The organism is Aquimarina sp. AU58 (genome assembly GCF_900312745.1).
Taxonomy (GTDB): Bacteria; Bacteroidota; Bacteroidia; order Flavobacteriales; family Flavobacteriaceae; genus Aquimarina; species Aquimarina spinulae.
Map to the genome: position 1 here is coordinate 400,349 of NZ_OMPD01000007.1, position 13,724 is coordinate 414,072.

The window sequence follows — 13,724 nt, forward strand, 5'->3', positions numbered from 1 at the left end:
AAATAATTATAATACTGAAAAACAGTGTTTTACAACAAAAAACAGGCTTAAAAACGGTTAAATCTTCCATAAAAAACCTTAAAAACGACACTTAAACGTCAAACCTAGTATTTTAATCGAGAAAAAATAAATAATCTCATTTGTAAGTAATTCACAAAAAAGAATGCACTTTTGTTAATAAATTCGTGTTGCTTTTTATTTAAAAAGAAGAAATTACTGTTTTTTTTCCTACAAAAAACAGGTCGACAATCATCGTTTTACCCCCTGTTTATTAATCCAGTTAACATATTGTTTTTTATTACGGTTATGCTGGCTGATTGTCTTGGCAAATTTATGATATCCGAAGTTTTCTACATTAGCTACAAAAAAGTAATATTCATGCTTTTCGTAGTTAAGAACCGCATCTATTGACGAAATATCTGGCATCGCTATTGGCCCAGGAGGTAAAGAAGCATACTTATAAGTATTATAAGGGCTATCCAGCTCTAAATCTTTATATAACACACGTTTTATAATTACATCCCAGTCATCGCGATGTTTTTTAATTGCATAGATTACGGTCGGGTCAGCGTCTAATTTCCAATTATTATTATACCTATTCATATAGACTCCTGCTACTCTTGGGCGTTCATCTACTTTTGCCGTTTCTTTTTGCACAATAGAAGCAATAGTAATCACCTGATTTTGGGTTAACCCAATTTGCTTTGCTTTTGACACCCGGGATTCGTTCCAAAATCGTTTATACTCTTTCAACATTCTTTGTCTAAACTGTTCTGCAGAAGTATTCCAAAAGAACTCATACTTATTAGGAATATACATCGCTAAAGCAGTTTCTAAAGAAAAATCATTTGCTTCTAAAAAAGATTCTTCTTTAAATGCTTTTAACAAAGAAATACTATCCGGCTCGATCTGTGAAGCAATTCTACCTGCAAGGTTCTCCAGCCTTTCTTGATTATTAAAGCTTACATGTATAGGTGAATTTTTACTTCGTAAAACATTTATAATATCATTATTATTAAGGCCTTTTTGTATAATATATCGCCCTGCCTTAATGTTATCAATATACCCTTTCCTTCTTGCAATCCTATCAAAACTGTAAATATCGTTAACCACGGGGTTAATCGTTTCAATAAGTTCTGTATAAGTAGCTCCTGTGGGGATATAGATGGTTGCTGTTTTAGTTTCAAAATTCGTATTAGGAGAAAAAACTGCCTGATAGACATAATACGCAAAAATTCCTCCTGCAATTAAACCTAATAATGCAATAACTAATAGTATTTTTTTAATGTACATATACTAACTGATATAAAAATTCGTCTTTATAAACATCTTTTACTCGATTCCACTCTTTCTTTACCCCAACTTTATTAAATCCTCTATTTTCAAATAATTTAATACTAGTCTCATTATCTTCAGAAATATTTGCATACAACTGATGCAAATGCAAGTGAGTAAAACCATAGTTTACAATAAGCTCCAAAGCTTCTGCTCCATAACCCTTGCCTCTATTTTCTTTTTCTGCTATCAAAACACCTACTCCCGCTCTATTATGCATAGGGTTGAAATCAAACAAATCTATCAAACCCAGTGTAGCATGATCATTAGAACAAATAACCAATCGCAACTGTTTTACCTCATAAATATCTTTATGTGAATTCTCTAAATACTCTTTAATCAAAAATCGAGAGTATGGAGTCTGGGTAGAGCTCATTTCCCAAATCTGTTCATCATTTTCTACAATATAAACAAAATCAAGATCTTCGGGTTCAAGAGCCCGCAAATAAATATTTTTCCCTTTTAATGTTACCATGTAATCTCCCCTTTAAAAACCTGTTCTGCAGGTCCTATCAAAAAGATATTCTTATATCCATTTCCATTTTTTTGAAAAGTAACTTTTAGTCTTCCTCCTTGGGTATGAATATCAATTTCCTGATCATTTGTTAATTTGGTCGCATGCATAGAAAGAGCTACTGCAGTAACTCCTGTACCACACGATAGCGTTTCATTTTCTACTCCCCTTTCATAAGTACGTACAGCAAATTCGTTCTCGTTTTTCTTTTCTACAAAATTCACATTACTGCCAGTTTCAAAATAAGGAGCTCCTTTTCGTATCGCTCTTCCTTTATTTTCTACATCATAATTCGTTAAATCTTTAACCATTGCAACATGATGAGGAGAACCTGTGTCCAAAAATAAATGTGTATCATACTTCTCTATCTCAGACACATTCTGCATTTGCAAATACACCAAACTATCTTTTATTTCAGCTTTATGCTTACCATCAATTGCAGTAAAGGTAGCCTTATCTTTTATCACTCCTAGAAAAGCTGCAAAAGCAACCAGGCATCTCCCTCCATTACCACACATTGAGCTTTCGTTTCCATCTGCATTAAAATAAACCATTGTAAAGTCATCCTCTTTATCCTGAGAAAGCTCTAACAGCATTAAACCATCGGCTCCAACACCAAATTTTCTGTCACAAAGTCTGGCAAACAATTTGGTATCATTTTTGGAGAGTATAGAATCTCTATTATCAATGATTACAAAATCATTCCCTGTACCCTGATATTTATAAAACGTAAGAGTCATTATTCTTTCAATTATAAGGACAAAGGTACAAAGAATGTTATCAAAAAACCGTTGTTAATTGTGAGTTAAATTTCATAAAAAAAGTATACTATAATTGTAATTTTAAGAGTTAATACAAGTCTATTAGATTAGTATTACATAAATCAAACAAAAAAAAGAGAAGAAAATGAAAAGATTTTTGAGTTTATTGGTTGTAGCTATCCTAGCAGGTATATTTACTTTAGGCGCGTATAAAATGTTTTTAGAGCCTGAAGCCATCGTTGTTAATGAAAGTGAAGCCAAACCAAATCTAACCCCTGTAAATTATACCCTAACTAACACTAATGCTTCTGTTTCTGGCATTGATTTTACCACTGCCGCAGAAAAAACAGTGAATGCAGTAGTTCATGTTAAACAATATGGGATTACACGTGCGCCAAGGAATTTAATGGAGTTTCTCAGAAACGGTGGAGCACAGGAAAGAAGAATTCAAGGTGCTGGATCAGGAGTTATTATTACAGAAGATGGATATATTGTAACCAACAACCACGTAATTGACGGAGCTACTGATTTAGAAATTACACTAAATAATAATAAGTCTTATAAAGCCAAAGTAGTTGGTACTGCTCCACAGTCTGATATAGCACTCATCAAGATCGATGCTGAAGAAAAATTATCCTACATCCCATTTGGTGATTCTAATTCGGCTAAAATCGGAGAATGGGTACTTGCTGTAGGAAATCCGTTCAACCTTACTTCTACTGTTACTGCCGGTATTATTAGTGCAAAATCAAGAGATTTAGATGAATCTGATGGTAAAGCTCAATCTTTTATACAAACAGATGCCGCTATCAATCCCGGAAATAGTGGTGGCGCATTAGTAAATGTAAGAGGAGAATTAATCGGGATAAATACAGCCATAACTTCACAAACTGGAAGTTATGTAGGATATGCCTTTGCTGTACCTTCAAATAATGCTAAGAAAATAATCGACGATATTATAGAGTTTGGTGGCGTACAAAGAGGAATATTAGGAATTACAGGAGGAACTATAAACCCAAAAGCAATGGAAGCCTATGATATCTCTACTAGCCAAGGAGTAGTTGTAGCATCTGTTGCCGATGGCAGTGGAGCAAAAAAAGCAGGGCTTTTAGAAGGAGATGTCATAAAAGAAATAGATGGACTACCAATAAGAAAATTTTCGGATTTAACAGGATATGTAAACAGCAAGAGACCAAAAGATGTTATTAATGTACGTGTGTTAAGAAAAAACAAAGAACTTATTTTACCGGTTACCTTATCAAAATACGAAATTCAAAAATATAATATAGATGATGTTGGTGTAGAAGTAGCTAACCCACGTAAAGACTATTTAAAGAAATTTAACCTTGATCATGGAGTTGTAATTAGCAAAGCACTAAGTTCGAGAATGAAAAGATACAATCTGGAAGGTCTTATTATTAGTGAAATAGACGGAAAAAAAGTAAAGAATGTTATTGAAGTAAAAGAAATAATTGAAAATAAATATAAAGACGAAGACATCACCATTAGCCTAGTAGACAGAAATGGTCAGAAAAGAGAATTTGTATTTCAATAAGCATCACAAAACACAATTATAATAGCACCTCCCATTACTTTTATAAAGTAATGGGATTTTTTTTCACAAAAGGTTTCACGAAAACGTTTGAAATATATACTTTTGCACGAAATTTCAAGACTTTAAAACACAACACATTATGAGCTCTAACGAAGTTTATGAAAAAGAATTAGCCTTTCAGGCAGACAGACGTCGCGCTACAGTAGCATTTATAAAGACTGTAAGTGATCTTTGGTACGACAATTCTATCGAGTTGGTACTTTTCCGCAATCAGCTAATTGATAAAAACGTAAGTGAAATTATCAATCTGCACGAATATGCTGGCGAGTTTGTACAAAAACCTATTTCAATTTTTGATTCTGTAGAAATTGCACAAGCTATCAAATTAATGAATTTACCTCCATCAAAATTAGACATAGGTAAACTTACGTATGAGTATCATTTAGCAAGTGATGAATACAGTTCGATAAATAGCTTTGTACAAAATAAGCTAAAAGATGCAAAAACATTCAAACCAATTTCTCCAAAAAATGTAGTCCTATATGGATTTGGACGAATCGGTCGTTTAGTAGCCAGAGAATTAATGACCATTACTGGTAAAGGAAGCCAATTAAGGCTTAGAGCTATAGTAACGAGAGGAGCTATCACTCAAGAAGTATTAGAGAAAAGAGCCTCATTGCTTCGTAGTGATTCTGTGCATGGAGATTTTGCTGGTACCGTAGAAACAGACTTAGCCAATAGCGCTTTAATCATAAATGGTACCACTGTAAAAATTATTAGCGCCAATAATCCAGAAGATATAGATTACACATCTTACGGAATTCAGGATGCTTTGATAATAGATAACACAGGTGCTTTTAGAGATAAAGAAGCCCTTAGCAGACACCTGGCAGCTAAGGGAGCTAGTAAAGTATTACTTACCGCTCCCGGAAAAGGAGTTCCTAATATTGTACACGGAGTTAATCATAAAGAACATGATCCAGACAAAGTAGATGTTTTTTCTGCTGCTTCTTGTACTACCAATGCAATTACCCCAATACTACAAGCTGTAGATGAAAGTTTTGGCGTAGTTAATGGTCACTTAGAAACAATACATGCATATACTAATGACCAAAACCTGGTAGATAATATGCATAAAAAATACAGAAGAGGTCGTGCTGCAGCTCTAAATATGGTAATCACAGAAACAGGAGCAGGAAAAGCAGTTTCTAAAGCGCTTCCAAGTTTTGAAGGAAAACTAACATCTAATGCAATACGAGTTCCTGTACCAAATGGATCATTAGCAATTCTTAATCTTAATTTAGAAAAAGAAGCTTCTAAAGAAAGTATGAATACGGTACTTAAAAAATATGCACTAGAAGGAGATTTGGTAGAGCAAATAAAATATTCACTAGATAATGAATTAGTATCTAGCGATATTATTGGTTCTTCTGCACCCTCTATATATGATAGCAATGCTACTATTGTTGATGCAAAAGGAAATAATGCGGTTTTATATGTATGGTATGACAATGAGTATGGATATAGTCATCAAGTAATTAGACTATCAAAATATATTGCCAAAGTAAGACGTTTTACTTATTATTAGTAGCCGTTTTTACTAAAATTTCTAAAGTCGTTATTTATATAAATAACGACTTTTTTTATTGCTATTCTCCAAAAAGAAAAAGTGTCATTTCTAAAACCTGTTTTAAAAAGATGTAAGATTTTAACTATCAACAATCTAGACTCAAAATCATCTCTACGTGAATTCTTGCAAAAAAAACTTTATAATTACTCACAATATCGTACATTTATTACCGTTACAGAAGAAATTAATAACCGAAAAGAAACGACATATAAATATTCCCTATACTACAAAGTCATTAGTTATTTTATTCTCTAACTACTCCACACTATAGGGATACCGTATCTAACCATTAAAAATTAAGAATAACAATATGAAATTACCACAGTATCTACTAGTTTTAATACTACTTCTATCTTTTTTTGAAACTACCTATGCACAAGAAGAAAATGCAACTGTTGCTGATGCTTTAAGGCAGGAAAAGATCGAAGGACAATTTGATATGGTGATAAAAAAATCCGGGAAATTTCAAGAATACAAAGTAGTAAAGCTTGTTTGGTTAAACAAACTTAAAAATAACACTATAGATACAATTAAAACATTAGAATCAAAATTAAATACTACCAATCTTAAGATTGATGAGCAAAAATCTACAATAACCGGACTCGAAGAATCACTTGCCAAAACAAATGGAGACCTTACTACTGTTACTAAAGAAAAAAACAGCATTAACTTTTTTGGAGCAGCACTAACCAAATCCAGTTACAAAACCATTATGTGGGTTATTATTGGTGTGCTCATCGCCTTGCTTAGTTTCTTTATATATAAATTCAAAAATAGTAATACAATAACGTTACAAGCCAAAAAGGCATTAACCGAAACCGAAGCAGAGTTTGAGGATCACAGACGAAGAGCTTTGGAACGAGAGCAAAAAGTAATGCGTAAACTTCAGGACGAAATTAATAAACAACGTAAAGCTGGCGCTAAGTAGTTTTAATTTCTAGATTTTCATCATATTCTTTTGCATCTTTGCACCCACAAATGAATTAGATAAAGATGCGCATAGATATCATCACCGTAGTACCTGATATACTAAAAAGTCCTTTTGAAGCTTCTATAATGAAGCGGTCAATAGAAAAAGGATTGGTCGAAGTACAGTTTCATAATCTTAGAGATTATACCGATACAAATTATAAACAAGTTGATGATTATCAATTTGGTGGTGGTGCTGGTATGGTTATGATGATAGAGCCTATCGATAAATGTATTTCCAAATTAAAATCAGAAAGAGATTACGACGAAATCATCTATATGACTCCAGATGGCGAAACTTTAAACCAAGGAATTGCAAATCAATTATCGTTAAAAGGAAATCTAATTATTCTTTGTGGTCATTACAAAGGAGTAGATCAACGTGTAAGAGATCATTTCATTACCAAAGAAATATCTGTAGGAGATTATGTGCTATCTGGAGGAGAACTAGGTGCGCTAATATTATGTGATACAATCATTAGACTTATTCCGGGTGTGCTTGGTAACGAAACTTCTGCATTAACCGATTCTTTTCAGGATAACTTATTAGCCCCTCCTATTTACACAAGACCCGCAGAATATAAAGGCTGGAAAGTACCAGAAGTTCTAACCTCTGGTAATTTTCCTAAAATAGAAACATGGCGAGAAGAACAAGCATATCAAAGAACAAAAGACAGAAGGCCTGATCTATTAGATGAATAAATCATCATAATATTCATTTTAGTTTTCACTGTAAAACGGGTAGTATAACTACCAACTAAATATCACCTTTGTATTAATAAGCTAAAAGCCTTTATAATGCAAAAAACTACCTTTTTTATACTATTTATGTTTATGACATATGTAGTACAAGCAGAAGTTTTTCTTCAAACATACCCAAATCAGTTAGATTTTAAGAATTATCCAACAATTACAACTACCTGTATTATTAAAGATATGGATGATTGTAAGGTGATACCAAAAAATGTTGATCAATTCAATTTTTCTATTATAGAAAATGGATTGTACATCCCAAAAGTAAATTGCACATTCAAGAAACAAATTGACAACAATCAAGTAATTATAGAATTATCATACACTAGTTTATCCCCAATGTATATGCATAGAGATATTACATTCAATCTACATGTAGATAATCATTTTACACACAAAAGAGATAATTATATTTTTTTAAATACCGGAAAAATCGTTGATAGCGAAATGAAAACAATGCAAATCAACAAACATTTATCTAAATACTCACAACCTACAAATCAAAACAATATAAAACCAGATTCTTCATTATTCACAGACAGGTCTCTGCATGAATGCTCTCTAGAAGAATTACACATTATGCGTAATGAATATTATGCTCAAAAAGGGTATATTTTCAAAAGTGATAAATTAAATAACTACTTCAAAACTCAAAAATGGTACACTCCTATTTTTAGAGATCAGAACATCATACAATTTACACAAGAAGAAGCGGCAGAGATCGCATATCTTCAATATTATGAACATTTAAAATCCAAAGCAAACCTTACTATTGACTTTATCGAATATTATGATACCGATATGATCAAAAAGATAGGATATAAACATCAACAATCATACGATACACAAACAGAAGAAGATAAAAAACAGATCATAAATATTAACAAAACTTATATATCTTATAACGAAAAAGAAAGACAACCAAAAGAGATAGTATTCAATAATATCTATCATAGATATGAACAATTTCGACAATACTATTCAAATGGCAACGTTGAAAAAGAGCTATTTATTCATGATAGAATCAATATTTACGATATAACAGAAAGCACATATTTTAACACAGGAGGAGAAAAAGGAAAACAATTTCATGGTAAAGGTTTGAATATTCCTGAGCTTGAACATTACAAAAATCGGTGGTCAATTGATAAATATATTCAAGAAGAAAATAATGATATAAAATATAGTACAATTTATGATCTATATAGTCCTTCAACCCTATCAGAAGAAGAAATGAATCACTTTATTCATGATTCGCTAAAAACAAATATTAATGGCGAATATAATATTGAAGATTTGAAGTTTTTGTATGAACTAAAATATCCAAATACTGAGATATTTAGTCCTTCTATAGATGATTATATAAAAGGAGATAATGGAAAATATTTGCACTACCCCCAACTCAACTATACAGACAAAAATTTACTACTAGAAAAACATGATGTATATTTTATATTTGTTTCTAAAAAAAATGAAGTATACAAACATAAGTTATATGAAAAAAATGCTGTAAAAACCTCTGATGGATGGATTGTATATGATGATAATTATGTAGAAGAAATTAACGAAAAATACAAAGTGCAAGATTGGATAACAGAAGATGGATATATAGATCTTTTTCATCCGGATATGGATTTCGGAAACTATATTATTTTTATGCAGATCACTTTTTCCGAGCATAAAAAAACATTTTATTCAAAAAAACATAGATTAGAATATGTTCCTTTAGGAAAAATAACTAATAGAAATTAACACATGATTAAATGGTATTGTGCACCTTCTAATGTTTTGAATATAAAAACATTGATAAAGATTTCAAAAACACTTGCAAATCATCAAATAATACTTATTTTTGCACCCTGATTAGATCAACCTCTGGCGAAAATCGCGAATGTTGCTCTAATAAAATCAAGAAACTATATCAAAAATGGAAGATTTAGTAAAATTCGTACAAGACGAATTTGTTGCAAAAAAAGAGATGCCTGAATTCTCTGCAGGTGATACCATCACTGTTTATTACGAAATTAAGGAAGGAAACAAAACACGTACACAGTTCTTTAGAGGAGTTGTAATCCAAAGAAGAGGTTCTGGATCTACTGAAACATTTACAATCAGAAAGATGTCGGGAACTATTGGTGTAGAACGTATTTTTCCAGTAAACTTACCAGCACTTCAAAAAATCGAAGTGAATAAAAGAGGTAAAGTTCGTAGAGCTCGTATATTCTACTTTAGAGGACTTACCGGTAAAAAAGCACGTATTAGAGAAAAAAGAAGTTAATTCTTATTTCTTTAACAAATCAAAAAGACCGTTAATTAACGGTCTTTTTTTATGAACAAAAGTTAATAACATAAGTTCATAAACTGTTGATAATTAATATAATAAGAATTAACAGACCGCAAATCAATTTTCCTTATATTTATAATTAGAATATATATAGTGCAGGATGACACAAGGATTCTTGACTATGTATTTAAACAAACGTTCTCTGAACATATTAAGACCAGTTTAGAATTAAAATAAATATAGAACGAAAGTTATTTTTTTGAATACATCCTTGAAATCACTTTAAGGGCTTTACTTTAGGATCATTTCAAAATGAAATTCAGAAGAAAAAATTAAGTTTTGACACCTTTTTAATTGTAAATGGCATTTGACTATCCGGGTGAAAAACTGAAAAATTGCAAAAGTAATTTAGAAACACAAACACACGTATTAGTCGTAAGAGTAGAAATAAATTATACAAATCCTTATTTGACAAATTTAAATCTGCTCAAAATTGAAAATAAGTACTGATGTAATAAATAACGAAAGTTTTTATTTAATAGCGGGTAAAACAGCTAACATTATGATTATTTTCGATGAAGCCATATCAAAATATTCGTATTCTTGATATGGCTTTTTATTTTGAGAATACCTCTAAAAACAAGTCAAAATTTCAACATCTTACATTTTTTTCACGATAATATTCAATAAACTACAATTCAATTCTCTCTAATTCAAAACTAACAACACACAGGTTGCATTTAGGTGACTAGATTTGTATCTTCGCGCTCGGAAATCTATGACTACAAATATTGTAAATTCTAATAGTATCAATCCTAAAAAGATCAACCAATATTGTTTGTCTAAGAAAAATTAAACAACTAATTATTTCCTTACATAAATAGTATAATAAAATTAGGGTGTCTACTACTTTTCAGGTATTAAAAAAACCTTTGGATCCCTAAATAAAAAAAACAAAAATATGGGAGTTGATAACTCAAAAATAGTGTACACCAAAACAGATGAAGCACCAGCTTTAGCTACCTATTCTTTTTTACCTATTGTTCAAAAATTTACTAAAGCAGCAAATATTAATATTGAAACAAAAGATATATCTCTTGCTGCCCGAATTTTATCTAGTTTTCCCGAAAAATTAACCGACAAGCAAAAACAACCTGATGCATTAGCAGAATTAGGTTTGCTTGCTCAGACACCAGAAGCAAACATTATTAAATTACCAAACATAAGTGCTTCTGTACCGCAATTAAAAGCCGCTATTGCAGAATTACAACTTCAAGGGTTTGATCTTCCAAACTACCCTGAAGAACCTGAGAACGATACAGAAAAAGAAATTAAAAGTCGATACGATAAAATAAAAGGTAGTGCAGTAAATCCTGTTCTAAGAGAAGGAAACTCTGATCGTAGAGCGCCAAAACCAGTAAAACAATATGCTAGACAAAACCCACACTCTATGGGTGCATGGAGTGCTGATTCTAAAACTCATGTAGCCACCATGTCTAGCGGAGATTTTTGTTCAAACGAAAAATCAGTTACTGTCGATAAAGCCGGAGATGTAAAAATTGAATTTGTAGATCAAAATGGAAGCACAACAACTCTAAAAGAAAAAACAACGTTACTTGAAGGAGAAGTTATAGACGCTTCGGTAATGAGTAAAAAATCACTTATTGCTTTTCTAAAAGAACAAATAGGCGATGCCAAAGAAAAAAATGTATTGTTTTCTTTACATATGAAAGCAACAATGATGAAAGTTTCTGATCCTATTATATTTGGTCATGCTGTAGAAGTTTTTTTTAAGGATGTATTCGAAAAACATGCTGCTACTCTTGAAGAAATTGGTGTTGAAGTAAACAATGGTTTTGGAGATCTTATCAATAAACTAAAAAAATTATCAGATACCAAAAAAGCAGAAATTGAAGCCGATATACAAGCTTGTTATGAAAAAGGACCAAAACTGGCAATGGTAAATTCTGATCAGGGAATTACTAACCTACACGTACCAAGTGACGTGATTATCGACGCCTCTATGCCTGCAATGATACGTAATTCTGGTCAGATGTGGGATGCACAAGGAAACACACAAGATACCAAAGCAGTTATCCCAGATAGTAGTTATGCTGGCATATACCAGGAGACTATAGATTTTTGTAAAAAACACGGAGCCTTTGACCCCACCACTATGGGAACCGTTCCTAATGTTGGACTTATGGCCAAAAAAGCCGAAGAATACGGCTCTCATGATAAAACATTCGAAATTCAAGGTAATGGTACTGTTCGTGTTATCGATGCTTCTGGAAATATACTAATAGAACACCCTGTAGAACAAGGTGATATCTGGAGAATGTGTCAAACCAAAGATGCCCCGATAAAAGATTGGGTAAAGCTTGCCGTAAATAGAGCAAAAGCAACAGCTACTCCTGCAATCTTTTGGTTAGATAAAAATAGAGCTCACGATGCCGAGTTGATCAAAAAAGTAAACACATATTTACCAGAACATGATACTACTGGATTAGATATCAGAATCATGTCTCCTGTTGAAGCAACTCGCTTTTCGTTAGAAAGAATTAAAGATGGTAAAGACACCATTTCTGTAACAGGAAATGTCTTACGTGATTACAATACCGATCTCTTTCCTATTCTAGAATTGGGTACAAGTGCAAAGATGTTATCTATTGTTCCTTTAATGAATGGAGGTGGTTTATTCGAAACCGGAGCAGGAGGTTCTGCACCAAAGCATGTACAACAATTTAATAAAGAAGGTCACTTAAGATGGGATTCTTTAGGAGAGTTTCTGGCTCTTGCAGTATCTCTAGAACATCTGGGAGAAACCAATAACAATACCAAAGCTTTGATTATTGCAGAAGCACTTGATCAAGCTACTATCAAATTTCTCGAGAATAAGAAATCCCCTTCTCGTAAAGTAAATGAACTGGATAACCGAGGAAGTCATTTTTATCTGGCGCTATACTGGGCACAAGAACTTGCAAAACAAACTCAGGACAAAGAATTACAAAACGAGTTTGCCGTAGTTGCCAAACAACTTGCTGATAATGAAAATAAAATTATCAACGAGTTAAATGATGCACAAGGTAATACTGTTGATATGGGAGGGTATTATTGGCCAAATACAGATAAAATTTCTACTGCAATGCGTCCAAGTGAGACACTTAATGCTATTATTGAAAAATAATATAAGTAGACTATACCGATCAAAAAAAGCCTGTGAAATACTAATTTCACAGGCTTTTTTGTAATACCCACCTATTTCTTTATCAAAATATTTATATTAATTTCTTATTACGTGCAACCCTTTGGTTTTTAAATTGTCAATGATAATAACCAAAAGAAAAGTACTTTTAAAGAAATTTACAATCAAGTAAAACTAATTGGAAACCAATATTCTTTATACGCATAAAGATCTTGTAGAAAAAAGCAAGTCTGGTGATAGGAATTCGCAATACCGATTATATGAGCTCTATGTAGATGCTATGTATAATGTAAGTATGCGCATGCTAAGCATAAAAGAAGATGCAGAAGATGTCGTACAGGATAGTTTTGTAGAAGCTTTCAAAAATTTAAAATCTTTTAGATACGAAAGTACTTTTGGTTCCTGGTTAAAGAGAATAGTAATTAATAAAAGTTTGAATCATTTAAAATTAAAAAAAATACCTGTTACACCTCTTGACCAACATGAATATCATATTAGTGAAGAAATAATTGATCCTGTTAAATCTAAAGATATTAACAAAATAAAAAAGGGGATCAAAATACTTCCAGATGGATATAGACAGATCTTAAGCCTTTATTTAATCGAAGGGTATGATCATATAGAAATTGCTAAGATACTAGGTATCACTATTTCGACTTCGAAATCACAGTATCACAGAGCAAAGAAAAAATTAATTGAAATTGTAAATACATTATAG

11 protein-coding genes are annotated in these 13,724 nt (G+C 31.9%); 8 read left to right on the plus strand and 3 right to left on the minus strand.

The window, feature by feature from the left end; all coding sequences use genetic code 11:
• Positions 1-249: 249 nt before the first annotated feature.
• The 3 genes from mltG to dapF are packed head-to-tail and all read right to left on the minus strand — an operon-like array spanning position 250 to position 2,589.
• Entirely contained in the window at positions 250-1,293 is a 1,044-nt protein-coding gene (mltG, locus tag DK441_RS04205) for an endolytic transglycosylase MltG (protein WP_109097623.1), read from the minus strand.
• Entirely contained in the window at positions 1,283-1,810 is a 528-nt protein-coding gene (locus DK441_RS04210) for a GNAT family N-acetyltransferase (RefSeq protein ID WP_109097624.1), read from the minus strand. Before DK441_RS04210 ends, mltG begins: the two co-directional genes overlap by 11 nt.
• Positions 1,804-2,589, minus strand: coding sequence for a diaminopimelate epimerase (dapF, locus tag DK441_RS04215; protein WP_109097625.1), 786 nt, complete (start codon positions 2,587-2,589; stop codon positions 1,804-1,806). Before dapF ends, DK441_RS04210 begins: the two co-directional genes overlap by 7 nt.
• 166 nt (positions 2,590-2,755) lie before the next feature.
• Between dapF and DK441_RS04220 the strand changes: the two genes are divergently transcribed.
• The 8 genes from DK441_RS04220 (at position 2,756) to DK441_RS04255 (ending at position 13,724) form a co-directional block, all read left to right on the plus strand.
• Complete coding sequence (locus tag DK441_RS04220) at positions 2,756-4,165, plus strand: trypsin-like peptidase domain-containing protein (protein ID WP_109097626.1); 1,410 nt, start codon at positions 2,756-2,758, stop codon at positions 4,163-4,165.
• A 139-nt stretch (positions 4,166-4,304) separates the two neighbouring features.
• Complete coding sequence (locus DK441_RS04225) at positions 4,305-5,753, plus strand: glyceraldehyde-3-phosphate dehydrogenase (protein WP_109097627.1); 1,449 nt, start codon at positions 4,305-4,307, stop codon at positions 5,751-5,753.
• Between the two features lie 352 nt (positions 5,754-6,105).
• Positions 6,106-6,723 (plus strand): tRNA (guanine-N1)-methyltransferase, encoded by a 618-nt coding sequence (locus DK441_RS04230; protein WP_109097628.1) that lies wholly within the window; start codon positions 6,106-6,108, stop codon positions 6,721-6,723.
• 65 nt (positions 6,724-6,788) lie between these two features.
• Positions 6,789-7,466 carry a tRNA (guanosine(37)-N1)-methyltransferase TrmD gene (trmD, locus tag DK441_RS04235; protein WP_109097629.1) on the plus strand — a complete coding sequence of 226 codons (678 nt, stop codon included), beginning with the start codon at positions 6,789-6,791 and terminating at the stop codon, positions 7,464-7,466.
• 96 nt (positions 7,467-7,562) lie between these two features.
• Complete coding sequence (locus tag DK441_RS04240) at positions 7,563-9,269, plus strand: YARHG domain-containing protein (protein WP_109097630.1); 1,707 nt, start codon at positions 7,563-7,565, stop codon at positions 9,267-9,269.
• A gap of 175 nt (positions 9,270-9,444) precedes the next feature.
• Positions 9,445-9,795, plus strand: a complete 351-nt coding sequence (gene rplS / locus DK441_RS04245) for a 50S ribosomal protein L19 (RefSeq protein ID WP_109097631.1) — start codon at positions 9,445-9,447, stop codon at positions 9,793-9,795.
• A gap of 967 nt (positions 9,796-10,762) precedes the next feature.
• Positions 10,763-12,988 carry an NADP-dependent isocitrate dehydrogenase gene (locus tag DK441_RS04250; protein ID WP_109097632.1) on the plus strand — a complete coding sequence of 742 codons (2,226 nt, stop codon included), beginning with the start codon at positions 10,763-10,765 and terminating at the stop codon, positions 12,986-12,988.
• Between the two features lie 196 nt (positions 12,989-13,184).
• The gene (locus tag DK441_RS04255) at positions 13,185-13,724 is read left to right on the plus strand and encodes an RNA polymerase sigma factor (RefSeq protein WP_235015704.1); all 540 of its coding nucleotides are present in this window, start codon (positions 13,185-13,187) and stop codon (positions 13,722-13,724) included.